This window comes from Aurantiacibacter xanthus (assembly GCF_003584015.1).
GTDB lineage: Bacteria > Pseudomonadota > Alphaproteobacteria > Sphingomonadales > Sphingomonadaceae > Alteraurantiacibacter > Alteraurantiacibacter xanthus.
In genome coordinates this window covers 1-23,584 of sequence record NZ_QXFM01000034.1, presented here as the reverse complement: position 1 = coordinate 23,584, position 23,584 = coordinate 1, and the positions used below count along the sequence as shown (strand labels likewise).

The 23,584-nt window shown below is 65.3% G+C and carries 20 protein-coding genes, 1 tRNA gene and 1 pseudogene; 10 read left to right on the top strand and 12 right to left on the bottom strand.

Annotated features, from left to right (window positions below; translation table 11 throughout):
* Both trpE and D2V17_RS04170 read right to left on the bottom strand, forming a co-directional pair.
* On the bottom strand, positions 1-1,480 hold a 1,480-nt coding region (gene trpE, locus D2V17_RS04175), incomplete at its 3' end, for an anthranilate synthase component I (protein WP_119591874.1).
* 11 nt (positions 1,481-1,491) lie between these two features.
* Complete coding sequence (locus D2V17_RS04170; protein WP_119591873.1) at positions 1,492-3,426, bottom strand: SurA N-terminal domain-containing protein; 1,935 nt, start codon at positions 3,424-3,426, stop codon at positions 1,492-1,494.
* A 250-nt stretch (positions 3,427-3,676) separates the two neighbouring features.
* On the opposite strand from D2V17_RS04170, the gene tpiA reads away from it, so the two are divergent.
* From tpiA to D2V17_RS04155, 3 genes are all read left to right on the top strand, one after another.
* Complete coding sequence (tpiA, locus tag D2V17_RS04165; protein WP_119591872.1) at positions 3,677-4,435, top strand: triose-phosphate isomerase; 759 nt, start codon at positions 3,677-3,679, stop codon at positions 4,433-4,435.
* 105 nt (positions 4,436-4,540) lie between these two features.
* Complete coding sequence (secG, locus tag D2V17_RS04160; RefSeq protein WP_119591871.1) at positions 4,541-4,927, top strand: preprotein translocase subunit SecG; 387 nt, start codon at positions 4,541-4,543, stop codon at positions 4,925-4,927.
* A gap of 107 nt (positions 4,928-5,034) precedes the next feature.
* Complete coding sequence (locus D2V17_RS04155; RefSeq protein WP_119591870.1) at positions 5,035-6,675, top strand: CTP synthase; 1,641 nt, start codon at positions 5,035-5,037, stop codon at positions 6,673-6,675.
* A gap of 274 nt (positions 6,676-6,949) precedes the next feature.
* Here D2V17_RS04155 and D2V17_RS04150 read toward each other — a convergent pair whose 3' ends face one another.
* A complete protein-coding gene (locus tag D2V17_RS04150) occupies positions 6,950-7,423 on the bottom strand; it encodes an Hsp20 family protein (RefSeq protein WP_119591869.1) in 474 nt (157 codons plus the stop codon).
* 129 nt (positions 7,424-7,552) lie between these two features.
* On the opposite strand from D2V17_RS04150, the gene grxC reads away from it, so the two are divergent.
* The 4 genes from grxC (at position 7,553) to D2V17_RS04130 (ending at position 9,252) form a co-directional block, all read left to right on the top strand.
* Positions 7,553-7,816: a glutaredoxin 3 gene (grxC, locus tag D2V17_RS04145; RefSeq protein ID WP_119591868.1), complete on the top strand. Its 264-nt coding sequence runs from the start codon at positions 7,553-7,555 to the stop codon at positions 7,814-7,816.
* A 42-nt stretch (positions 7,817-7,858) separates the two neighbouring features.
* Positions 7,859-8,659 (top strand): carbon-nitrogen hydrolase family protein, encoded by an 801-nt coding sequence (locus D2V17_RS04140; RefSeq protein WP_119591867.1) that lies wholly within the window; start codon positions 7,859-7,861, stop codon positions 8,657-8,659.
* A gap of 7 nt (positions 8,660-8,666) precedes the next feature.
* Positions 8,667-9,137 carry a DUF1178 family protein gene (locus D2V17_RS04135; RefSeq protein ID WP_119591866.1) on the top strand — a complete coding sequence of 157 codons (471 nt, stop codon included), beginning with the start codon at positions 8,667-8,669 and terminating at the stop codon, positions 9,135-9,137.
* Positions 9,138-9,175: 38 nt separating this feature from the next.
* Positions 9,176-9,252: transfer RNA gene (locus D2V17_RS04130), tRNA-Arg, on the top strand.
* Positions 9,253-9,582: 330 nt separating this feature from the next.
* On the opposite strand, the gene D2V17_RS04125 is transcribed toward D2V17_RS04130, so the two are convergent.
* Together D2V17_RS04125 and D2V17_RS04120 are read right to left on the bottom strand one after the other, a co-directional pair.
* Positions 9,583-10,467, bottom strand: coding sequence for a PRC-barrel domain-containing protein (locus D2V17_RS04125; RefSeq protein WP_119591865.1), 885 nt, complete (start codon positions 10,465-10,467; stop codon positions 9,583-9,585).
* 98 nt (positions 10,468-10,565) lie between these two features.
* Positions 10,566-11,801, bottom strand: coding sequence for a S8 family serine peptidase (locus tag D2V17_RS04120; protein WP_245978518.1), 1,236 nt, complete (start codon positions 11,799-11,801; stop codon positions 10,566-10,568).
* 141 nt (positions 11,802-11,942) lie between these two features.
* Here D2V17_RS04120 and D2V17_RS04115 point away from each other — a divergent pair, with 141 nt between their 5' ends.
* Positions 11,943-12,386, top strand: coding sequence for an RNA polymerase sigma factor (locus D2V17_RS04115; protein ID WP_119591876.1), 444 nt, complete (start codon positions 11,943-11,945; stop codon positions 12,384-12,386).
* Positions 12,383-13,081, top strand: coding sequence for an anti-sigma factor (locus D2V17_RS04110; RefSeq protein ID WP_119591863.1), 699 nt, complete (start codon positions 12,383-12,385; stop codon positions 13,079-13,081). Before D2V17_RS04115 ends, D2V17_RS04110 begins: the two co-directional genes overlap by 4 nt.
* A 7-nt stretch (positions 13,082-13,088) precedes the next feature.
* Here D2V17_RS04110 and D2V17_RS04105 read toward each other — a convergent pair whose 3' ends face one another.
* From D2V17_RS04105 to D2V17_RS04085, 6 genes are all read right to left on the bottom strand, one after another.
* Entirely contained in the window at positions 13,089-14,645 is a 1,557-nt protein-coding gene (locus D2V17_RS04105; protein WP_119591862.1) for an FAD-binding oxidoreductase, read from the bottom strand.
* A gap of 66 nt (positions 14,646-14,711) precedes the next feature.
* Positions 14,712-15,923 (bottom strand): cytochrome P450, encoded by a 1,212-nt coding sequence (locus D2V17_RS04100; RefSeq protein ID WP_119591861.1) that lies wholly within the window; start codon positions 15,921-15,923, stop codon positions 14,712-14,714.
* Positions 15,911-16,132, bottom strand: coding sequence for a hypothetical protein (locus D2V17_RS21510; RefSeq protein ID WP_147367218.1), 222 nt, complete (start codon positions 16,130-16,132; stop codon positions 15,911-15,913). Before D2V17_RS21510 ends, D2V17_RS04100 begins: the two co-directional genes overlap by 13 nt.
* A 184-nt stretch (positions 16,133-16,316) precedes the next feature.
* Complete coding sequence (locus tag D2V17_RS04095; RefSeq protein ID WP_191229072.1) at positions 16,317-16,973, bottom strand: TetR/AcrR family transcriptional regulator; 657 nt, start codon at positions 16,971-16,973, stop codon at positions 16,317-16,319.
* Positions 16,974-17,043: 70 nt separating this feature from the next.
* The gene (locus tag D2V17_RS04090) at positions 17,044-18,033 is read right to left on the bottom strand and encodes a zinc-dependent alcohol dehydrogenase family protein (protein ID WP_119591859.1); all 990 of its coding nucleotides are present in this window, start codon (positions 18,031-18,033) and stop codon (positions 17,044-17,046) included.
* A 100-nt stretch (positions 18,034-18,133) separates the two neighbouring features.
* On the bottom strand, positions 18,134-21,271 hold the full coding sequence (locus D2V17_RS04085; RefSeq protein ID WP_119591875.1) for a TonB-dependent receptor domain-containing protein: 3,138 nt from the start codon (positions 21,269-21,271) through the stop codon (positions 18,134-18,136).
* 758 nt (positions 21,272-22,029) lie between these two features.
* Between D2V17_RS04085 and D2V17_RS04080 the strand changes: the two genes are divergently transcribed.
* Entirely contained in the window at positions 22,030-23,295 is a 1,266-nt protein-coding gene (locus D2V17_RS04080; protein WP_119591858.1) for a MarR family winged helix-turn-helix transcriptional regulator, read from the top strand.
* A gap of 30 nt (positions 23,296-23,325) precedes the next feature.
* Here D2V17_RS04080 and D2V17_RS21200 read toward each other — a convergent pair.
* Positions 23,326-23,584: pseudogene (locus D2V17_RS21200) on the bottom strand (hypothetical protein); the annotation flags it as partial.

Sequence of the window (23,584 nt, the reverse complement as noted above, 5' to 3'; positions counted from 1 at the left end):
GCACGGCCTCGCGCGCGGCGGCGATCAGGGCGCTGGCCTTGTGGCGGCATTCGGCGGCTTCGTAAGCCGGATCGCTGTCGGCGACGATCCCGGCCCCGGCCTGCACGTTCATCACCCCGTCCTTGATCACGGCGGTGCGCAGAACGATGCAGCTGTCGACCGAGCCATCGGGCGCGAAATAGCCGACGCCGCCAGCATAGGGCCCGCGCGTCTCGGGTTCGAGTTCGGCGATCACCTGACAGGCGCGGATCTTCGGCGCGCCCGAGACGGTGCCTGCGGGAAAGCCTGCGAACATCGCATCGATAGCGTCGTGATCGGGCGAGAGCTTGCCCACCACGTTCGAGACGATGTGCATCACGTGGCTGTATCGCTCGACAATCGAGCGTGCCGTGACCTGCACCGTACCCGCCGCCGCGACCCGGCCCACGTCGTTGCGACCAAGGTCGAGCAGCATCAGGTGCTCGGCGCATTCCTTCGGATCGGCGAGCAGGCTTTGCTCGTTCGCCACGTCTTCCTCGGGCGTCTTGCCGCGCGGACGGGTGCCCGCGATCGGGCGAATGGTCACTTCGCCATCACGCACCCGCACGAGGATTTCCGGGCTCGACCCGACCACGGCGAAACCGGGCAGATCGAGGAAATAGAGGAACGGCGAGGGGTTCACCCGCCTGAGCGAGCGGTAAAGCGCAATCGGCGGCACCGGCAGCGGGCAGGTGAAGCGCTGCGCCAGTACGACCTGGAAGATGTCGCCCGCCGAAATGTATTCCTTCGCAGCCAGCACGATGCGCTCGTACTCGGCCTCGTCCATCACCGGCTGCAGGTCGAGATCGGGCGGCACGGCCAGCTGCGCCGAGGGCGGCACCGCGCCCGCAAGCTGGCGGAGCGCTTCGTCGATCCGCTCGCCCGCGCGCTCGATCAGCCTGTCGGGCTCGCCCGCGCCTGCCCACAGCGGGGCGATCACGAACAGGGCGTCGGTCAGCGAATCGAACACCAGCACCAGCGTGGGGCGGGCAAACAGCATATCGGGCAGGGCCAGCTCGCTCTGCGGCGCGCGCGGGAGTGTCTCCACCAGCCCGATGGTCTCATAGCCGAAATAGCCGACCACGCACGACAGCGCAGGCGGCAACTCGGCGGGAACGTCGATCCGGCAGCTTGCGACCAGCGCGCGCAGCTCGCTCAGCGCATCGCCGGGAAGCGGGGCATAGGCCTCGCGGTCGTGCTGCCACTTGCGGTTGATCTCGGCACTCGGCCCGGTGGCGCGGAACATCAGATCGGGATCGAGCCCGAGCAGCGAATAGCGCCCGCGCACCTCGCCGCCCTCGACCGATTCGAGCAGGAAGTCGCCCCGGCCCGGCTCGATCAGCTTGAGCGCCGCGCCAATCGGCGTCTCGGTGTCGGCGACGACCCGGCGCCAGACGAGCGCATTTGCACCAGCAGCGAGGCTGGCGCGGGCTTGCGCTGCGTTGAGCGGCTGTGCGCCCAAATCCGCCTCCCTTACTGCTGGTTCTGGCCGGTGAGCTGCGCAATCACAGCATCGACCGCCGACTGGTTGGTCTCGACCTTGAGGCTCTGCTGGATCGCACGGACCAGCTGCTCGGTATATTCTTCGCCCGCATTGCGCGACAGCTGCTGCCGGGTGGCTGCCACCAGCGGATCGTCATTGGCGATCTCGGGCGTGGTGATCTTGTCGAGCGACACCACGAACCAGGCCGAGGAGGGGCCCTGTTCGATCCGCTTGGTGGTGCCTTCGGCCATCGAGAAGAACAGCATCGTGGTCGGCGTGACCTGCTGCTGCTGGGCCAGTTCGCGACGGTTCAGCGTCACGTTCTGCGGCTGCGGCAGCTTCGCGGTCTCGGCAGCGACGGCCGCGGCCAGCGTGGAGCCGCCCTCGACCCGCTTGAGGATGCGCGCGGCAGCTTCGCCGGCGGCCTTCATGCCTTCGTCACGGCGCCACGAGAGCGTCACATCGTCGCGAATTTCGGCCAGCGGGGCGGGGGCCGAAGCGGTGATCTCGCCCACTTCGAACAGCACGAGGCTCTCGCCCGCCACGGTCTCGGCCAACTGCGGATCGCCTTCGTCGACATCGAAGGCCAGTTCGAGCACGGGGGCCAGTTCGATCGGCGCGGTCTCGTTCTTGCCATAGACCCGGCCATCGGCGGTGATCGGCTGCGTCGTAGTCAGCTTAAGCTTGTACTCGTCGGCGATGTCGGAGAGGCTGCGGCCGTCGGCAAAGCCATCGTCGATGGCCTCGGCGGCGGTGGAGAAGGCCTGACGGCGCTGCTCGACCCGCAGCTGCTCGGCGATCTCGCCGCTCACCTGCGCGAGCGGCTTGCCCGGTCGGTTGCTGACCTTGTCGACGCGCATGACATACCAGCCCAGCGGACCCTGCGCGGGAGCCGACAGCGCGCCCTGCGCGGCGGCGAAGGCGGCATTGGCCACGGCCTGCGAGGTGCGCGAGGTCAGATCGGCCTTGCTCAGTTCCTCGACCTGCGAAGAGGCGAGGCCCTTGGCCCGTGCCGCCGCTTCGAGCGACTTGCCGCCGGCAACTTCATTGGCCAGCGCCTGCGCGGCGGCCTGCGTCGGCACGACGAGCTGGGTCAGCCCGCGCATTTCGAGCGCGGCATACTGCGCCTTGTCGCGCTCGTACCGGGCGGCAATCTGCGCCTGCGTGGGCGCGGGCTGCGTGCCGAGCGAGGCTTCGTCGAACACCGCATAGCGCAGCACCCGGCGCTCGGGCCGGATGAAGCGCGACTGATGCTCACCGTAATAGGCCTGCAACTGGGCGTCGGTCGGATCGCCCGTCGGCGCGAAGGCCTCGGCGGGGATCGGAGCGATCGCGCCCGAACGGCTCTCGCCGAGCAGCTGGGCATAGCGCCGCGAGAGCGCGGTCGGCATGCGCGAGGCGAGCGCGGCGGGCGTAATCAGCTGGCGGGCCATCAGGCCCATGGCCAGATCTTCGCGCACGGCGTTCTCGCTGAGGCCGCGCTGGGTCAGCAGGCTGCGGAAGGCTTCCTGCGAAAACTTGCCATCGACACCGCGGAAAGCCGGGATCGAGACGATTTCGCTGTCGACCAGCCGGTCACCCGCGCGCAGGCCCAGCCGTTCGGCGAATTCGGCAATGCTCCAGCGGCTGATCATGCGTTGCAGCACGCTGGCGACGCCGCCTTCGGCGGCAAAGCTCTGGATCGTCAGGGTCGGGTTCTGCTGGCGCAGCTGCTCGACCTCGTTGCTCACATTGGTGGAGAGGTCCGAGGTGCTGATTCGCCGGTCGCCCACGAGAGCCACCCGATCACCGCCGGAAACGCCGCCGAACACGCCCGTGCTGGAAATGTCCATGCTGGCAAAGGCCAGCGCGATCAGCCCGAGAAAGCCCAGCGTCACCACCACGCCGACCTTGGACTTGAAGAAATTGCGGAAGAAAGTGAGCATGAAGCAGCTTTGTCTGTGACCTGCGATCCGGCGGACCTGTTGGGATTTGGTTGCACGCCCCCTTTTTGAGGACACACTGGCTGCGCCTTATCCCGGCTGCGACCCGCCCGCAACAGCCAGTGTGAGGATTGTCGTCCGGGGAAAAAGCGGCTTTGACAAGCAGGCCCCGGCTGACTAGCCGCTGAGGCCCTTATTGCGATGCAGCTGATACCGTTGCCTCGCCGGACACACACAGATTACGGGAATTTCAATGGCCCAGCGCCCTTTCATCGTTGGAAACTGGAAGATGCACGGCACTCGCGCCATGCTCTCCGAAGCCCGCGCTATCGACCGCGCCGCCGAACGAATGGTGAAGGTCGAGGTCGCACTGGCCCCGCCGTTCACACTTATCCACGCCACGCGCAAGGAAGCCGAACTGATCGGCGTCGGCGCGCAGGATTGCCACTATGCCGAAAGCGGGGCGCACACCGGGGATATCTCCGCGCCGATGCTGAAGGACTCGGGGGCCGGGTTCGTGATCGTCGGCCATTCCGAGCGCCGCGCCGACTATGGCGAGAGCGATGAGATCGTGCGCCGCAAGGCGGATGCCGTGATCGCCGCCCACATGAACGTGATCGTCTGCATCGGCGAAACCGAAGCGCAGCGCGATGCGGGCGAGGCCGAAGCGGTCGTCACCGCGCAGCTCGCCGCCTCGCTGCCGGGCGCCGAGAATACCGCCGAGCGGCTGACCGTGGCCTATGAGCCGGTCTGGGCAATCGGCACCGGGCGCACCCCGACGGTCGACGATGTCAGCGCCATGCACCGCGCGATCCGCGCCAAGCTGGTCGAACTGCTGGGCGAGGCCGGCCAGAGCGTGCGCATTCTTTATGGCGGCTCGGTCAAGCCCGACAATGCCGCAGAGCTGCTCTCTGCGGATGAGGTCGGCGGGGCGCTGGTGGGCGGCGCAAGCCTGACCGCCGAGAGCTTCCTCGGCATCATCATCGCCGCCGCCGAAGGCCAGGATAACTAGGACAGGGCAGGGCGGTCCCAGGCGATGACTTGTGCAAACGGGTCGAAACGCCTAGATCGCCCGCTTTGAGACAGGCGCATAAGCGCCCAGCAGCAAAGAAGTATCATGGGTCTTTTCCTCTTCCTCACCGTTGTGCAGGCGATTGTCGCTTTTGTGCTCGTCATCCTCGTGCTGATGCAGCGTTCGGAAGGCGGCGGGCTTGGCATGGGCGGCGGTGGCAGCCCCGGCGGCGTGATGAGCGCGCGCGGTGCAGCCGATTTCCTCACCCGCGCCACCAAGTGGGCGGCAGTGCTGTTCGTGGCGCTGGCGATTGTGCTGGCGGGTGTGGCGGTCGATGCTTCGGGCACGCGCACGATCGACGATTCGCTCGATCGCACGGTGTCGCAACCGGCTGGCGGCGCGACGCAGGGCGTTCCCTCGGCTCCGTCCGCAGGGGAAGCGGCTCCGGCGCAGGCCCCGTCCGACGATCCGCTGGCAGGCGTCAGCGAATAACAGTTTTCATTTAACGTGGTTATCCCCCGCAGGCTCGGCCTGACGGGGGATTATTGCAAGCTTTCCGCTTGCGTCGAATCCACGAGGCAGCTTAAGGCCCACCTCCCATGGCGCGGTACATTTTCATCACCGGCGGCGTGGTCTCCTCGCTTGGAAAAGGTCTCATGGCGGCAAGCCTTGCCGCCCTTTTGCAAGCGCGTGGCTACAAGGTCCGCATTCGCAAGTTCGATCCCTATCTGAACGTCGATCCGGGGACCATGAGCCCCTATCAGCACGGCGAGGTCTATGTGACCGACGACGGGGCCGAAACCGACCTCGATCTGGGGCACTATGAACGCTACACCGGCGTCTCCGCGCGGCAGAGCGACAACATCACTAGCGGACGCGTCTATCGCGACATCATCGCCAAGGAGCGCCGCGGCGACTATCTCGGCGCCACGGTGCAGGTGATCCCGCACGTGACCGACGCGATCAAGGAATTCGCGCTCGCCGATCAGGACGACCTCGACTTCGTGCTGTGCGAAATCGGCGGCACCGTCGGCGATATCGAGAGCCTGCCCTTCATCGAGACCATCCGCCAGCTTCGCAATGAGCTGGAGCCCGACCAGTCCTGCGTGATCCACGTCACGCTGGTGCCCTATGTCTCGGCGGCGGGTGAGCTGAAGACCAAGCCCACCCAGCACTCGGTGCGCGAGCTGACCAGCCTTGGCGTGCAGCCCAACCTGCTGCTGTGCCGCTGCGAACACCCGCTGCCCGAGACCGAGCGCGCCAAGATCGCGCTGTTCTGCAATGTACGCAAGGAAGCGGTGATCCAGGCGCTCGACGCCTCCAGCATCTATGCCGTGCCCTTGCAGTATCACCGCGAGGGGCTGGACGAGGAGGTGCTGCGCCACTTCGGGATGCTGGCGAAATCGCCGCAGCCCAATCTGGCGGTGTGGGACGATATCATCGACCGCTACGAGCACCCCGAGGGCGAAGTGACCATTGGCGTGGTCGGCAAATATGTCGGCCTGCCCGATGCCTACAAGAGCCTCAACGAGGCGCTTGTGCACGGCGGCATGGCCAACCGGGTGAAGGTCAACATCCGCTGGATCGACGCTGAGGTGTTCGAACTCGACGATGCCGATATCGCCGCCCAGCTTGAGCCCTTGCACGGCATTCTCGTGCCCGGCGGCTTCGGCGAGCGCGGCAGCGAGGGCAAGATCGCCAGCGTCCGCTTCGCGCGCGAGCGCAAGGTGCCGTTCTTCGGGATCTGCCTCGGCATGCAGATGGCCTGCATCGAGGGTGCGCGCAACACGGCGGGAATCGCGGCGGCCTCCTCCACCGAATTCGGCGAGACCGAGGAGCCGGTGGTCGGCATCATCACTGAGTGGATGAGCAAGGAAGGCCTCCAGCAGCGCAGCGCCGCGACCGATCTGGGCGGCACCATGCGCCTTGGCGCTTACGACGCGGTATTGGCCGGAAACAGCCACGTTTCACGCATTTACGGCGGTGCAACCGAGATTTCCGAACGCCACCGCCACCGGTACGAGGTCAACTCGGCCTACAAGGAACGGCTGGAAGATGGCGGACTGATCTTCTCCGGCATGAGCCCGGATGGCCTGCTGCCCGAAATTGTCGAGCGGCCCGATCATCCGTGGTTCGTGGGTGTGCAGTTCCACCCGGAACTGAAGAGCAAGCCGTTCGACCCGCATCCGCTGTTTGCAGGCTTCATTGCGGCCGCACTGGAACAGTCGCGACTCGTCTAAGCTGCTCGCTTTAATCGAAAAACTCTTCCGGATCGTTCGAATCTGGTTTGCTTGCCGATAGTATCCGGCTTATTAGCCGGATACTTCGACTCTATGTGTAGGGTGCGCCTGCCAATGCAGATGTCGTAGCCTCGCAGGCAAGCTTGCCGCTCAGACATCCGCCTCATTGCGACCCGGGGTTGGTGTTTTGTGGGGGCGAGTCGGCTTCATTGCCGAGGGGGCGGGTGCCCATGAGCCCGCCCCCGAACTTACTTTTCTGGCAGTTTAGGGCAAATCAGGCCGCGTCGGCGGACTTGCCTTCGCTGTTGTCGCTGACCACTTCGAGCGTGTTGCCGCCGATGGCGATCTTCTTGGGCTTCATCGCCTCGGGCACTTCGCGCACCAGGTCGATCACCAGCAGGCCATCGGCAAGGTCGGCATTCTCGACCCGCACGTAGTCGGCCAGCTCAAAGCGGCGCTCGAACCCGCGGTTGGCGATGCCGACGTGCAGCATGTCGCCCTCAGCGGCCTCGGCGCGCTTGCGGCCTTGCACTACGAGCAGGTTCTGCTGCGCGGTGATGTCGAGATCTTCGCGCTTGAACCCGGCCACGGCCACGGTGATGCGATAGGCGTCGGCGCTGCGACGCTCGATATTGAACGGGGGATAGTTATCGCCACCCGCGTTGCGGGCATTGTTCTCGAGCAGGTCGAACAGACGGTCGAACCCGACGGTGGAACGGCGATAGGGGGTAAGATCGAAACGATTCATGTGAAACAAATCCTCTGTTGAGCAATTTGACAAGGTGCGGGCCCGGTTGCGGCGCCCGCAGCAAAAAAATAGGATCGGCCAAACCGCTTTCAAGAGGAGGCGGGGCATCGGAAAAAAGGATCACCAAGCATGAGCACGCCGCGCGTGGAAATCTACACCAAGGCCTATTGCGGCTACTGCCACCGCGCCAAGCAGCTGCTCGACAGCAAGGGCGTCGCCTACGAAGAATATGACATCACGATGGGCGGCGAGAAGCGCAAGGAGATGCTCGAGCGCAAGCCCGACGCGCAGACCGTGCCGCAGATCTTCATCGACGATCAGGCCATCGGCGGCTCGGACGATCTTGCCGCGCTGGAAGCGGCGGGCAAGCTTGACGCCTTGCTCGGGCTTTAGGCGCGCGCTGTGAAAGAACCTGTCTCCATTGCGGTCTTGCAGATGACCACCGGCATCGACGTCAATGCCAATGCGCGCGCGATTATCGCGGGCATGGAACGCGCTGCAGGGGAGGGGGCGGCGATGGTCTTCACGCCCGAGATGGCGCTGCTGCTCGATCGCAACCGCCAGCGCGCGGCCGAGCATGTCGTGCCGGAGGACGCCAATGGCCAGCTCGCGCAGCTGCGTGACTGTGCGGCGCGGCTGGGCCTGTGGCTGGCGCTCGGTTCGCTGCCGGTGCGGCGGCTGGAGGATGAGCGCTGGGCCAATCGTAGCCTGGTGATCGACGACAGGGGCGAAATCCGCGCCCGCTATGACAAGATCCATATGTTCGACGTCTCGCTCGCAAGCGGCGAGAGCTGGCGCGAATCGGCGCAATATGCCCCCGGCGAACGGGTGGTGGTGGTGCCCGACACGCCGGTGGGCCGGCTGGGGCTGGCGGTGTGTTACGATATCCGCTTTCCCGCACTGTTCGAGGCGCTGGGACGCGAAAGGTGCGACTGCATCGCCATTCCCGCCGCCTTCACCGTGCCGACCGGCAACGCGCACTGGCACCTGCTCCAGCGTGCCCGCGCGGTCGAGGCGAGCGCCTATGTGGTGGCGGCGGCGCAGGTGGGTGAGCACGAGGACGGGCGCCACACCTACGGCCATTCGCTGGTGGTCGACCCGTGGGGCGAGGTGGTGCTCGACATGGGCGCGAACGCAACCGATCAGCCCGGCTTTGCCCGGATCGACCCGCTGCGCATCACCGAGGTGCGGGCGCAGCTGCCCAGCCTTGCCAACCGGCGCGATCTGCCTAGATGACAGTTCGATGATAGTGTTCGATCTCAGCTGCGATCACGGCCACGCGTTCGAGGGCTGGTTTCGCTCGTCCGACGACTTCGTCGCGCAGCAAGACAAGGGGCTGCTGATCTGCCCGCAATGCGGTTCGGGTGCGATCGAGAAGGCGCCGATGGCGCCAGCGGTGCCGCGCAAGGGCAATCAGATTGTGGAGCGCGCCGCGTCTGATGCGAGCAAGCGGCCAGTGGCCAACGCGCCGATGCCGCCCGAGGTCGCTGCCGCGATCGAGCAGCTTGCCAAGGCGCAGGCCGAGGCGCTGAAAGACAGCACCTGGGTCGGCAAGAGCTTTGCCGAGCAGTCGCGCGCCATGCACTATGGCGAGCGCGAGCAGGCGGCGATTCACGGTGAGGCAAGCATTGACGAAGCGCGCGAACTGCTTGAGGAAGGCGTGCCGATTGCGCCGTTGCCGCTTCCTGTGGCACCGCCAGAGGAATTGAACTGATTGTCATGGCCCGCGCGCGCTTCTAAGGAGACCGCGTTGCGCCCGTAGCTCAGCAGGATAGAGCATCGGATTCCTAATCCGGGGGCCACAGGTTCGAATCCTGTCGGGCGCACCAATTCCCTTGCGCCAATGGTTGTAACCATAGACCGCGATCACGGTATCGTCAGAGATGACCGTGTTTGCCGGACTCGCAGCGCTGTGCGCAGTTGCAGTGTTCATCGTGCTCGCGCGGTGCGGGATGAAGATACCACCGACATGGCGGTTCAGGAGAGGGGAAAAGTTTAGACATCCTCTCATATTTGAAATTCAATACATTGATATTAAAACATATTTTTCAGACGGATAATACCTCCGCCGGAATGCGTGAACGCAGGCAGCGCCGCACCAAAGCAAAGCCCCGGCCGCATCGCTGCGACCGGGGCCTCCTGTTGTTCACACAACCCGATTATTCGGCGTTGGCGCTGCCTTCAGCGGTGTAGAGGACTTCGCCGCTGCCGGTCAGGCTCGCGGCGGGGAGGGTGACTTCGCGGCCCGCCTGCTCGACGATCACCTCGCGCACTTCGCCGCTCCGTTCGGCGACGACCTCGCGCACCTCGCCGATCTTCCTGCCGCCTGCGCCGATCACATCCATGCCCGGTGCGACCGCGAAGGCACCTTCGCCCGAGGCGGCTCCGCTTCCGGCAAGGGCAAGGGTGGAGCCTGTCAGGCTGCCCGAACCTTCGCCTTGCGCGGCACCCGATCCGGCAGCGGTGGCGGAACCTGCAAGCCCGCTTGCTGCACCGCGCGAGCGGCTCACCGCATCACCGGCGGCGGAACGGGCACCATCGGCGGCACCGCGCGCAGTGCCGACACCTTCCGCGGCGACCGAACGCACCGCGTCGGTGCCGATCAGCTGGGCGCTTGCGCTGCCTTCTCCCGATGCGCTGCCCGAGCCCGAGGCACCGTCGGCGACCGGCGCGACCGGGTTGTCAAGCACCTGGCTCGCACCGAGCACGCCGCTGCCACCAAGGCTACGATTTGCCGAAACGGTGCCCGAACGGCGGTCGACCGACTGCTCGCCAGTCGTCGTCACGGCTCCATCGGCGGCGGCACGGGCCGAACCGCGGACGCTGCGCGAGGTGTTGCGCGCGCTGTCCACCGTGCCCCGCGCGCTGCCGCGCACCGAATCGACAGTGGAGCCAATGCCGCCCATACCTGCGCCGCCGCCGAGTGTGCCCGAGATGGTGCCGCCAAGTCCGCCGCCAATGCCGCCCGAACCGCCAAGCAATTGCGCCTGGGCCGGGACACAGAACAGCGCGATAGCCGATGCAGCAATAAGAACATTCTTCATGACCAATTCCTTTCTCGATTTCGCAGACCGCTCTCTGGCCCGCTCGAAAAGGAAACGGATGGCTGCTCCCGCTTAATCCATGGCGGGCGAAATTTTTCTCATCGGCCCGCGCATCGGGCGCACAGCAGGCCGCGGCCAAAGGTGGTATCGGCGCCCGCTTCGCCCAGATCGACGGCCTCACGGTCGACGATTGTCCGCCAGTTTCCGCCTGCCGCCATCGCCTGCGCAATGCGCGCGGCGGCGAGCTGGGTGGCATAGGAAGTTCCCCGCAGACGCACGCGGCGGTTCCGGGCGTCGCGGGCGATGATATCCGCACCGGGCGCGGCATAGTCGAGATGCAGGGCACGGCCCGCCTCGATCAGGGCGCGATCGTTGCCGTCTACGCCGGTGATGGCGACGACGCCGTCGTAGGATGCGGGATAGGCCGGAGGCGCTGCCGGACCGTCATTGCCCACCGCTGCCACCACCACCGCGCCTTCGCGCCGGACCGCGGCAATCGCGCGTTCGAGCAATGCATTGCGCGGTCCGACCAGGCTGACGGTGACAACCTTGCTGCCGCCCGCGACCAGCCAGCCCAGACCGCGCGCGATGGCCAGCGCGTTGCCGCCTGCCGGATCGCTTCCGTAGACATCGGCCACGCGGATATCGCTGACACCCGCCTGAAGCAGCAGGTGGGCAATCGCCGAGCCGTGGTTGCTGTCGCGCGGCGCGCCCTCGGCAAAGCCGCGCGTGGGGAAGCGCCCGATCCGCGCCGAAGCGGCACCGTCGATTATGCCAACTGGCACGGTCGTCGCGGCGCTTGCCGAAGCCTGCCCCAGCATCAGGGGCGGGGCCGTGCCGCTCTGGAAATGGATGGCGTCGGAGGCAACGCTCGCGTGGGGTGCGAGCAAGGACACCTGCCGCTCTGCCTCCGCCAGCGACATGCCTTCGGGCACCGCGAGGCGCGTGACCGCGAAGCCCAGCCCCTCAAGCTCTTCTTGTGGCAGCACGCCGAACCCGGCCGCGCGCAGGGCCCGGCTGGCATCGGGCGCAAGGTCCATCACCAGCAGTTCGCCGCGCCGGGCGGGGTTGCCCTCGCGGTCGAACTCGACCGTGGCGCGATTCCGGCGCACGAAGCGGTCGAGCATGCGCTCGCGCTCGCGCAGCAGCTGGCTGGCGTCGCGCACAATGTCCTGGCCGAGCTGGTTCACGGGATCGACTATCCGCCCCAGCGGTTCGATAGTCGGCAGTCCCACGCCTTGCCCGATGGCCTGGCCTACGTTGGGCAGGGGCACCTGCGCGGCGAGCGGGGCGCTGGCTCCGCAAAGGCTCAGGATGGCGACAGGAATTATCAATGAAACTCGCATATTGCCCGTCCTGCAGTTTTTTCGCTTAAGCATGGATGAAACGCACAGCGCCCTTCGTTTAATCCGCAGAAAGGCAATTGGTCAGTGCAATCGACGTTCGAGAACAGACTGCTCGAATTGCTGCCCCGTATGCGCCGCTTCGCGCTGGGGCTGGCCGGCCACCCGGCCGATGGCGACGACCTGTGCCAGATGACCATCGAACGCGCCCTTGCCCGCCGCGACAGCTGGCAGGAAGGTACGCGGCTCGATAGCTGGATGTATCGGATCATGCGCAATATCTGGATTGACGAAACGCGCGCCCGCTCCCGCCGGGCACAGACCTTCGTGGACGAGGAAGCGGGCCTTGGGCAAGGGGCGGCGGGCGCTCAGGAGGCGGCGGTCGAACTGGGCGACATCGACCGCGCACTGACGAGCCTGCCGGCTGACCAGCGCGAGGCGGTCCTGCTGGTGATGGTCGAAGGGTTTTCCTATCGCGAGGCGGCCGAGGTGATCGGGTGTCCGGTCGGCACGCTGAACTCGCGGCTGGTGCGCGGGCGCGATGCCTTGTTGGCGAAACTGGAGGAAGCGGCATGACGATCTCGGACGAACAGCTCGCCGCCTTTGCCGATGGCGAACTCACGGGTGACGAACAAGCTGCCGTGGCGGCGGCGGTTGCAGCCGATCCCGCGCTGGCTCAGGCCGTGGCCCGCCACCGTGCCCTGCGCGAAAAGCTCGCGGCGCGGTTTGCCCCGGTGCTTGACGAGCCTCTGCCGGCTCGGCTCACCGCATCGCTGGCCCCTTTGCAGGCCCCATCGCAGACCGCGCCCTCGGCGGATAATGTCGTTCCCTTCCCGGCTCGGGCGCGCCGGCGCTGGGGATGGGCCGTGGCGCCCGCGCTGGCGGCTTCTCTGGCGCTGGCGATCTTTCTTCCGCGCACGGGCGATGGGCCGGCGGGTGCGGTTGACGGCGTGCTGGCGCAGACGCTCGACCGGCAGCTGGTGGCGGACCAGTCGGGCGATGCGGACCCCCGCATCCTGCTCAGCTTCCGCCGCTCCGGGGGCGACTATTGCCGTGCTTTTGCCGGAAGCGCGCAGAGCGGCATCGCCTGCCGTGAAGACGGCGGCTGGCACATGGTCGAAACGGCTGCGGGCGGTGCGGGGCAGGGGACTGCCTATCGCCAGGCGGGCAGTTCCGAATTGATGGCGCTGGCGCAGGAGATGGCCGTGGGCGGCGCGCTCGACGCCGAGGCCGAGCAACGCGCGCAGGCTGCGGGCTGGCAGGCGCAATAGCCCTGTCTCAGCGCATGTTCGCGGGCCAGATCCCCTGTTTGCCCGGCGAGAGGATGCCGTTCGGATCGAGACAATCCTTGATCTTCTCGGCGAAGCGACGCTGGGCATTGTCGTTGAAGTCGTAGAGCGCGGCAACTTCGTCCATGAAATCGAGGTGGCTGCGGTATTCGCCGTAGCCGAGCCTTGCGGCGGGTTCGAGCATGGCCTTGGTCGCGGCATAGGCCTCGCGGGTCTGGGCCTCGTTCTTGGTGTCGAACACGATCAGCGCGACGTGGATCATCGACCGCTTGCCGACGATGATCGCCGCCGAATAGTCGAGGTTGCGTTCGTTCAGTACCTTGCGGGCGAGATCGCGGATCGCGGTCCCGTCCTTGCCGGAGATCGGCATGGCGCAGGAAAAGCCGATATGCCCGCCTTCCTCGCCGCCATACCATTTGGTCATCTGGTCGAGCGCCATCGAGGGGACGCCCGCCTGCACATTGTGGTGGGGGTTCTCCATCCTCGGCAGGTTGCGCCCGTCATATTCCTCGAACACCACGCTGGCGCCGGGAATGGTGGCGAAGGCGCGTTCGATCTTGGCCCGGTTATGCGCCACGACCGGGGCATCGCCCTGCACGGCAAAGCGCATCACCCAGCGCCCGAAGCCCGGCTCGGCGGCGATGGCGTCGATCACTTCCTCGGGGAGCGAATCCGTGCCGGTGTACCATTGCCTGCGTTCGCCAAAGGCGCTGGCGGCGCAGACTGCGTTGATGATCATCGGCTGGTTGGAGATCGTCCCGTCGATCATCAGCGGGCGCAGCACTTCGAGGAAGGCGCCGTAATTCTCCTCGTTGTCGAGCATGAACCAGCCGGGCGCATAGACCTCTGGCGGATGCATCAGCGCCACGCCCATCTTGGTGACGATGCCGTAGTTCGACTGGGTGAAGATGCCGTCCCAGCTGGGGCCGGCGCTGTGCGGGTAGACCAGCCAGTTGTGCGGGTTGGACATGCCGCCCATGCCGGTGCGCAGGATATCGCCATCGGGCAGCACCACTTCCATCCCGCAATGGTTGCCGAAGTGATCGCCGATGGGCGTGTATCCCACGCCGTGCTCCAGCGCGTTGCCGATCACGCTGCCGCCGCTGAGATCGGGGCACGACATCCACAGCTCGGAACCGATCGCACGCAGGTGCTCGTAAAGGTCGAAGAAGCGCACGCCCGGTTCGACCAGCGCCATGCAGTTGTCCTCATCGACCTCAAGCACACGGTTCATCCGCCGCAGGCTGACGGTGAAACTGCCGGTTATGCGCGGCGCGCCGCCGCCATAGCCCTTGTTGCGGCCCTGGCTGCTGGTCCACAGCGGGGTGCCGTGCTCGTTGGCGAGGCGGACGATGGCCTGAACCTCCTCGACGCTGCCCGGCATCAGCACCGCGCCCGGCTCGTACCATTCGCCCGGCGGCGCATAGGGATCGCCGTGGTCGGCCATCTGGTCGCGCGTGGTCAGGACATTGTCGGCGCCGATCGCCGCTTCCATGGCCTTGATAGCGGCGTCGAGGTTGCCGGTGGTTGTCCTCGCTTCGTTCACGCGTTCTCTCCCCTTGAGTGGCGCCGCTTCAGGCGTCCTGTTCCTTGTCCACCATAGTCCCGTCCCTCAGCTCGCGACAGCGCGGGCCGGAAGCGTGCGAAACGCCCGTGCGATGTTGTTGAGCGCGCGCTCGGGCGCGCCGGTGATCTCGAAGCGGTCGACGCGGGCGGCCAGAGCCGAAAACACTGCCGTCAGCTCCATCCGCGCGAGCCCCTGTCCCGCGCATCCGTGCGGGCCGTGGCCGAAGCCGAGGTTCTGCTTTTCCTTGCGGTCGATGATGAAGCGGTCGGGATCGGAGAACTGCCGCTCGTCGCGATTGGCGCTGGCGTAGGAGACGATCACCCGTGCCCCGGCGGGCACCACGGTGCCGTCGCTCATTTCGGCGTCGCGGGTGCACCAGCGCGAGAAGTTCTGCAGCGGGGCTTCGATCCGCACGATCTCGTTCGCCGCCATGGTGGCCAGGGCAGGGCGCTCCTTCAGCTTAGCCCACTCGCCGGGGTTTTCGGCAAACAGCCAGATGCCTGAAGCCATCGCGCTGATGGTGGTCTCGAAGGCGGCCACGATATAGCCGGCGAGCATTCCGATGGCGGTGTCGCGGGTGATGTGCCCGGCGTGGGCATGGCCGATCAGCTGCGCGGCAAAGCCGCCTGGCAGAATGCGGTCGTTGTCGTAGATCTCGGTGATCAGAGCCATCATCTCGCCAAGCTGGGTGAGGCCCGAGCGCATCTTCGCGTTATCCGGCCCGGCAGCGTTCCACGAGCCCTCTGCCAGTTCGAGCAGGCGCGGGCGCACGTCCTCGGGCCAGCCGATCAGGTCCATCACCACACCCACGGGCAGATCGTGGGCAAAGTCCTTCACCGCGTCGAATTCGCCGGTCGCAATGAGCCGGTCGGCAAGCTGCGCGGCGCGCGCGTCGATGGTTTCGGCCAGCGGCTTGAGCGCCACGGGGCTCAGCACTTCGGTCATGACCTTGCGCCGCTCGGTGTGGACGGGCGGGTCCTGACAGATCAGTGCTTCGTCCCAGGCCTCGTTGATGATCGGGTTGAGGCCGATGCCCTTGGCCGAGGAGAACGTCTGCCAGTCGTTGAGCGCCGAGCGCACATCCCTGAACCGGCCGATGAACCAAGCGTCGACCCGGTCGAGATAGACCGCCGAACCAAGGTCGCGCAGTGTGCGATAGGCCGGATAGGGGTCCGCCAGCAGGGCATCGGAGTATAGATCGATGTCCGAACCTGGACCTCCGGCAGCGCCTGCTGTGGTCTGGCTTACTCCTTGCATGTCGCATCCTCTTCCATTGCCACTCTGCTGAAATGTATCAGGGTGAAGTTATCGGGTGCGGCGGCCCAATCGGGGAATGCCTCGCGCAGCGTCGCAGGCAGGTCTTCAGCCCGGATGGCTTTGCCCGCACATCGACGCATGGGCCAAATGGCCAAAGAGCCTGCCGGGCGCGCATGAATGCCGGATCGCCAGCAGCGACGCATCATCATCTCCCAAAAGTACCAACCGGTTTATAATTTTTTCGATTTGTCTAATTTGCAATTAGCTATTTCAAATATTGCGTGATGTCAAATTCATTGAATTGTGGACGCAACTTTTCCATGATCTGATCGTAAGACCCTATCATTCCAAGGTTTTGGATGGAGCGAGGTCTGTCCCCTCGCGCGGTGCGGCTCAGTCTTGCGGTGCCAGCAGCTCGGGAATCGGCTGATGTGCGATCTGGTGCGCCTCGTCTTGGGGAACGCCAAGCGCGACCAGAATGGAGCCGGCAATGGCTTCCGGATAGTCATCGGGCAGGTTGTCGAGCCGGATCATCGAGGCCAAAGCAGCCAGCGAACTGCCGAGCAGGATATCCCGTCCCAGATCGATTGAAGTGATCGGGAACGCGCCCGCTTCGATCCCCTCGGTCACGGTTTGCTCGGCTTGCCGGTACGTCTCGGAGCCGAAGGTGACGCCGGACGCGCTGATGTTCAGCATCGACCAGGCCCAGCGCTTGTCCTGCCGCGCCCGATGCAGGAAGCAGCGCAGCGCCACGGCAGCCCTGTCGCGCGGATCGGGCATCCTTGCAATAGTGTTGGTGACAGAGACGAGGAAGTCATGCGTGACTTCGTGGATCAGCGCTTCGCGCAGTTCGGCCATGCCGGTAAAGTGATTGTAGAACGTCGCGCGTGTAATCCCGGCCTTGGCGACGACGTCTTCGATCCGCGCAAACAGGCCGTTCTCGTCGCCGAAAATCTCGAACGCAGCGGCAAGGATCTTTGCCCGCGTCTGGGCGCGGCGTTGCCGACCGATCTCGGCCCTTCGCTCTGGGTCTATCTGCTTTCTGGCCAAGATCTGTCCCGGTTCCTTTACGCCTCCCGACATAGCGGCGGGCTCACAGAAGACAATGACCGGCGCGCGCTTAGAACCGCACCACCACCTTGCCGATCTGCTGGTTCGATTCCAGGTAGGCATTGGCCTCGGGCAGCGCCTCGATTCCATCGAAGGTTTTCGCGATAACCGGTTGCAAGTGTCCGCTTGTTAGCCCCTGTTCGATCCGTCTGCGCGCGCGTGCGAAGCGTTCGGGGTGGTTCCAGATTTCGCTCGCCACCCAGCCGCGCATCGCGCAGCCCTTGAACGCCATCGGCCAGTGAGGATAGGGCGTAGGTTCACCTGACAAGCCACCGTAAACAAACAGGATGCCGCGCGGGGCGAGCGCCCGTGCCAGCGTATCGACATAGGGACCGCCGACAGGATCGAAGGCACAGCGCGCGCCTTCGCCGCTGGTGATCGCCATCACCCGCTCTGCGAGATCCTCTTCCTCGGTCGCGATCACGTGCTGCGCGCCGAGGGCCTTCAGCGCTTCGGCCTTGGCGCTGGTGCGGGTGGCAGCGATGGAGATGCCTCCGGCCCAGTTCGCCAGCTGGATCGCGGCGAGGCCCACACTGGACGAGGCCGCCGGAATGATCGCCGCTTCGCCGACGCCGAGTTCGGCCACCTCGATGATCGCGAAGGCGGTCATGTACTGCATCCAGATCGCCGCCGCCTGCTCGTCGCTCAGGCCTTCGGGCGCGGGGAGCAGGATGCGCGCGGGCACAATCGCTTCCTCGGCCCAGATGCCGTAATCGCCCTGCGCAATCATCGGCAGCACGCAGACCCGCTGGCCCACCGCATAGTCGCTCACCCCTTCGCCGAGCGCGGTGATCGTGCCCACGCCTTCGTAGCCGATCAGACTGGGGAGCCTGGGCTGCACCGGATAGTTCCCCGCGCGGTACATCGCCTCGGCCCGGTTGAGCCCGACCGCCGACACCGCCAGTCGCACCTCGCCGGGGCCGGGTGCGCCGAGCGGGAGGTCTTCGAGCTGAAGTTGGTCAGGGCCGCCAGTGGCGTGAAAGCGGATGGTGCGGGTCATGGTGGTCTCCTCTCAAGGGCAAGGTGCCGCAGTGGCCGGGCAAAGAAAAGGGGCCGCCTCCTGTTGGAAGCGGCCCCCGATACTGTGCCGAAGCAACCGGTCAGAACGAGGCGTTGAAGCCCACGTAGAAGCGGCGGCCGAGCACGTCGTAGTTGTTGGCGTTATATCCGCCGCCGGGCAGCTGGAAGAACGCCGGGTTGGCGGTCGTGCTGACGTTGCCGAAAGGCGGTGCCTTATCGAACAGGTTGTCGATGCCAAAGCGCATCCGGGTGCTCTCGCTCACCTGATACGACGCGTTCAGGTTGAACAGGTCGTAAGCGGCATAGCCGGTGTTGGTGTTGCCCGAATCAATTGCCGGGAGGTGCTGCCACTGCAGGCCGATGCCGAAAGCATCGCGCGAGTAGTTGAGGTTGGTCAGCAGCTTCCAGCGATAGGCACCGTTGGTGCTAAGCCCGGCACCCGGATCGGCAAAGGTGCCGGCATAGTCGCGGAACGGCGTCTGCTGAGCCTCCGGAATACCCGAATAGAACGGGGAGGAGCTCATTTCGATCAGGTAGTTGAACACCGTGTTCAGCGCCAGACGACCGGTGCCGACTTCGACTGCCCAGTCAAGCTGGGCGTCGATACCCGAGGTCTTGAACGCGGCGCTGTTCGTATACCTGAGCTGCACCGCGCCGATGCCGCCACCCGTGCCGCGGGCGAAGTCGTTACAAGCCGTGGTGTTCGGATCGAACGTCGGGTTGAACACCGGATCGAGGCAGAGCTGCTGCAGCGTCTGGCCCGAGAGGAGGCCGATCGCATCGTCCACCTTGATGTTGTAGTAGTCGACCGCCAGCCGCATGTTGCTGAACACGCCGCCATCAAGCGGAGATTCGAGCACCATGCCAACGGTCCAGGTCTTGGCGCTCTCGTTGGTCAGGTTCGGGTTGCCCACGAAGTAGGGGAACGCGAAGCCCGGAGCCGTCGATGTGCTGGTGGCACCGGCCGAAGGGGCGATGTAGTCCACGTCGCCGGGGTTCCCACGACCGTAGAACGAATCCGAGTTGGCGGGCTGGCCGGGGATGCTGGTCTTGTCCATCATCGCGCGGCAGAGCGCTTCCACCTGCGCACCGTTCGCGTTGTTCGGGTTCGCCGAATAGGAGAACGGATTGCCCAGCGAACAGCCGTCGCCACCGTTGAGGAAAGCGAAATTCTGCGTCAGCGAATAAAGTTCGCCCACGTTCGGAGCACGCTCGGCCTTGTTGTAGCCGCCGCGGATACGGAGGAAGTCGGTGACTTCCCAGTTCGCTTCGACCTTCCACGTCGTGGAGCCGCCGGTAATGCTCGAATCGGCATAACGGATACCGCCGACCAGTTCGAGCAGCTGGATACCCGGAATGTTGTGCAGCAGCGGAATGGAGATTTCGCCGTAGACTTCGTTGCTGTTGATCTTCGCATCAATGCTCTGCGCCGGATAGATGCCCAGCGCCTGGTCGAGGAAGCTGCCGTTGCGCTCCTTCAGCGTGTCTTCGCGGAAGATGTAGTGGTTGTCGCGATGGGTCGCACCCACTGCGGCAAGCACACGACCGGCCGGAAGACTGAACAGGCTGCCCTGCGTGTTCAGCTCGATCACGTTCTGCTGCATGATGCCGGTTTCCTTGAGGTCGGCATTGACGGCCTGCAAGCAATCTGCCGACGGGGTCTGGTCGGAGAAGGGATTGAGGCCGGTGGTGCAGGTGCCCTGACCGGCACCGAAGCCGCCACCGGTGGCGTTGCCGTTCCGCGAGAAGCCCGCGCCGAAGTTCGGTGCGGCCATGACGGCACGCAGACGCTCAAGCGAGGCCACGCCGGTGGTGAGGAAGTTCGTCACCGATTCGCCGCGCTGGGCAGTAATGTCCCAGGTCCAGTCGGAGTTCGGGATCGAGCCTTCGAATCCGGCGAGCAAGTTGTAAGTATAGTTGTCGGTGATCGACTCGCGGTTACCGAGGCCCGGGACATAACCGGTCACCGAATATGCCGCATTAGGATCGGTGCGCGCATTGAGCAGCGAAACCAGCGTCGACGGCAACCAGTCGGCGTCGTCGTAAGTCACGCCATTTACAGTGTCGGTACCCGGGCGGCCGCGATAGCGCGGGACGAGCACGTTCCACCCGCCCGTGATTGGGCTGGGTTGCTGTACGGTTTCGGAGTGAGTTGTGCTGAAATAGCCCTGCGCAATGAACGAGATATTGTCGCTGATGTCGTAGTTGCCACGCGTGTAGAAGTTGTAGCGGGTCAGCGGCAGGTTGATGTAGTCTTCCTGGAAGTTCTGCGTCAGCGTGCCGAGCGACGAGCGCACGGTCTGCTGCCCGTCGATCAGCTCTTCGGGGAAGTTCGATGCGCCCGAAAGCCCTGCGGCATTGTTCTGGAAGGTGAACGGCAGATTGCCGAGGAAATACAGCGCACCCGTGGTCGAGACGTTGCCGGTCCGATTCGGGAAGTAGCTGTTGAGCAGATCCTGATAGGCCTGGCCTGCACCTGTCTGCGAGATGCCCGAAAAGGTCGGGAAGAAGTAGTTGCCGGCGACGTCCGGGTTGCCCCAGAGTTCCTGATACCAGGGCCGGTCGGTGCGATACGAAGCGTTGCGATCGCTGGTCGAGACTGCGAGGGTAACGTTGCCGCGGCCGTCGGCAAAGTTGGTGCCCATGAGGGCGCTCAGCTGGTATTCACCGCCGTCGCCGCGCTGGGTCATGTTGTACTGGCCGTTGATCTGCAGACCCTCGAAGTCCTTCTTGAGGATGAAGTTCACCACGCCGCCGACAGCGTCGGCACCGTAGGTCGACGAAGCGCCGCCCGAGATGATTTCGACACGCTCGATTGCGGCCGAGGGAATGGTGTTGATGTCCACCGCCATGCTGGCGTTGCCGGGTGTGGCGCGGCGGCCATCGAGCAGCACGAGGTTGCGGTTCGAGCCGATACCGCGCAGCGACACGGTGGCCGAACCCGGCGTGTTGGTCGGGGTGGCCTGGATATCGCCGCCGAGGGTCGGGTTCTTTTCGGGCACGAACTGGGGCAGGCGGTTGAGGTTCACTTCAACCGACGAGGTGCTCGAATTTTCGAGCAGTTCGTTGCCGACGGTCACGATCGGGCTGTTCGACTGGTAATCCTGGCGCTGAATGCGCGAACCGGTCACGACGATCCGGGCTTCTTCCTGCGCGCCATCCGTATCCTGCGCCAGTGCGGGGCTGGCTGCGAGCAAAATGCTCGTACCGCTTGCCATGAGTGCAGCCTTGAAGACTGCCTGCTTGCTGAAATTCCTCACTTCGTGCTCCCTTCACAAAGATTGCCGACCCGGTGAAGCCGGGGCGCGCAAACCACATTGTTATTCGCCGGTGCCCTGCTGATGGACTGCAAGGCGCAGCCCATGCCGATTGTGCCGCACCTGCACCGGATGAATTTCGTTCATGAGGAAGAGGCGAGCGACCCTCGCCGAATGACAGCAGCCATCGCCCAAGCGCGAAGACGCCATAATCCCTCCCCATGTGCCGGAACTTGACTATGTCCCGATCTCCAACCGATTTCATATTCAGGGAAATTGATAGTGTCTAGACCGAGTTCGTGCCTCGGCTGGCAAAATCGGTCAATCGGCCAGCGCTTTTGGTCATCCGCGCGCCTTGCCAAGCCATGGTTGCCGCGGTTTCGGTTTTGCTAAAATCAAATAAAATATCGAAAAATCAATTATATGAATATTGCTACGCCCACGGTGCTGACAGTAGTGTTGCGCCGTTGCATCGCCTTGCTGAAACATGAATGATTACGGCGCTAACTTGTTGATCATGTCCGCATGGGGCTGGCGGGAAGGGCGGTCAGGCGGTGTTGATGAAGTCTGCCGGCCGCTGGAGCGCAGGGCGGTGTGGCCGGTAAAAACGGCCAATCGACGTGCTGGCGCTTTTCTTTTGTTCGTCCTTGGGCAATACGGTCCGCCAACACGGGAAACGCGGCTGGCCGCTCGCTATCCGCTAGCAATCCGGGGGATGAGTGAAGGAAGGCAAGGAAGCCTGGCGTTGCATACTCGCCGATCTGGCGCGGAACTGGTTTCTGACAGGTGCCGAAGGTTCGGCTCAGCCTGCCGGAGACGATGCAGCCGTGCTGGCAAAGTCGCTCGGTCCGCTGGCCGAAGAGGCGGTGCAGATCGTGGAGGCCTATGCAATCGGTGCCCGTGCTCTGGGCAACACCGCTGCGGGCGAGCTGCCGCCGGGGTTCGAGGCGCGGCTGGCAATCATCCTCAATGGTCTTGTGCCGCAAGCGGCGGAACAGTCGGCCGAGCTTGTGGCCACCGACGACGCGCCGCCCGTGTTCCAGAGCGAATTGTGGCAATTGCTCACCAAGGTGCGCGAAAGCGCCGAACTGTCCTATGCCCGCGAGATTGCGCTGGTGGAGCTGGACCGGCGTATCCTGCTGCTGCTGGGCAACGTGGGGCCGCTGGTCCCGGCCGAGCTTTCGAGCGGGGCCGGGGTCGACAAGGCGCAGGTCAGCCGCTCGGTGAAGCGCCTGCTGGAAATCAAGATGGTCGAGCGCACGCAGATCCGCTCACCCGTCAGCCTTACCCGCAAGGGCAAGGCGCTGGCCGACCGCCTGTCGCGCCTTGCCGAACTGCGCAATCGTGAACTGACGGTGGACATCCCCGACGCCGAGTTGGCCGAATTCCGGCGCGTGGTGGAAACGCTGCTCGAACGGGCCGTGGCACTTTACGAGCAGGAGCGCGTGCTGGCGAGCGACGAGCCGAGGGGGCCGAGCCGGTTCCCGGTGGTCCCGCAGGATGAGCCGGGCAAGCCGATCATGCTCGACCGCACGCGGATCATTTCCCCGCTGATGACACTGTCGGCCTATTTCAGCCGCTCGGCGGCGCTGATCTTCAAGCGCCGGACCGGCCTTTCGAACTTCGAGACCTGGGTGCTGAACGAGATCGGCCGCGATCAGCCGATCGAGTGGAACACGCTGGTGGAGCGGCTCGACCGCGATCACAGCCAGGCCGGGCGCACCATCAACAGTCTGATCGAGCGCGTGCTGGTGGATCGGCAGGGGCGGCCGGGCCGTCGCCATGGCCGTTTCACGCTGACCGAAGAGGGCGAGCGGATGTACGAGATCATTCTCGACGCCAGCCGCCAGCGCAGCGCCTACCTGATGGCTCCGCTCAGCGGGGAGGAGCGCGCGCGCTTCCTTGCCATCTTCGAGAAGGTGCATCGCAACGCCGCTGTGCAACTGGAGCGCGAGCGGGCGTTCGAGGAAATGGGGCACCGCTGAGGGTGCCCGCAGGCGTCGGGATGGGGCGGATCAGCGGATCCGGCGCACCCGCACCGCCCGCTGGCTGTCGAACGACATCAGGAAGCTGCCGAGTGCCGCGCGGTCGATGGTGATCTCCGAGCCTTCGCGCGGCGGGCGATAGGAGTTCGGCACGCCTTCGGAAAATTCCCACTCCGCGCCGTCCTGAAGCGTGAGGCGATAGACGCCCGGTTGCATCATGCGCGCGGCGGTCACGCGGGTGGTCAGCGCGTCCTGCTGGCCCGACGGTGCGCTGCTGAAGCGGTCGGGG

Coding starts and splice junctions, on each gene's coding strand:
- D2V17_RS04125 (WP_119591865.1), bottom strand. CDS start 10,467: ATGAAGAATGTTCTTATTGCTGCATCGGCTATCGCGCTGTTCTGTGTC.
- secG (WP_119591871.1), top strand. CDS start 4,541: ATGGGTCTTTTCCTCTTCCTCACCGTTGTGCAGGCGATTGTCGCTTTT.
- D2V17_RS04140 (WP_119591867.1), top strand. CDS start 7,859: ATGACCACCGGCATCGACGTCAATGCCAATGCGCGCGCGATTATCGCG.
- D2V17_RS21510 (WP_147367218.1), bottom strand. CDS start 16,132: ATGATGATGCGTCGCTGCTGGCGATCCGGCATTCATGCGCGCCCGGCA.
- D2V17_RS04090 (WP_119591859.1), bottom strand. CDS start 18,033: ATGACCCGCACCATCCGCTTTCACGCCACTGGCGGCCCTGACCAACTT.
- D2V17_RS04155 (WP_119591870.1), top strand. CDS start 5,035: ATGGCGCGGTACATTTTCATCACCGGCGGCGTGGTCTCCTCGCTTGGA.
- tpiA (WP_119591872.1), top strand. CDS start 3,677: ATGGCCCAGCGCCCTTTCATCGTTGGAAACTGGAAGATGCACGGCACT.
- D2V17_RS04150 (WP_119591869.1), bottom strand. CDS start 7,423: ATGAATCGTTTCGATCTTACCCCCTATCGCCGTTCCACCGTCGGGTTC.
- D2V17_RS04085 (WP_119591875.1), bottom strand. CDS start 21,271: ATGGCAAGCGGTACGAGCATTTTGCTCGCAGCCAGCCCCGCACTGGCG.
- D2V17_RS04170 (WP_119591873.1), bottom strand. CDS start 3,426: ATGCTCACTTTCTTCCGCAATTTCTTCAAGTCCAAGGTCGGCGTGGTG.
- D2V17_RS04115 (WP_119591876.1), top strand. CDS start 11,943: ATGCGCCGCTTCGCGCTGGGGCTGGCCGGCCACCCGGCCGATGGCGAC.
- D2V17_RS04110 (WP_119591863.1), top strand. CDS start 12,383: ATGACGATCTCGGACGAACAGCTCGCCGCCTTTGCCGATGGCGAACTC.
- D2V17_RS04100 (WP_119591861.1), bottom strand. CDS start 15,923: ATGCAAGGAGTAAGCCAGACCACAGCAGGCGCTGCCGGAGGTCCAGGT.
- D2V17_RS04135 (WP_119591866.1), top strand. CDS start 8,667: ATGATAGTGTTCGATCTCAGCTGCGATCACGGCCACGCGTTCGAGGGC.
- grxC (WP_119591868.1), top strand. CDS start 7,553: ATGAGCACGCCGCGCGTGGAAATCTACACCAAGGCCTATTGCGGCTAC.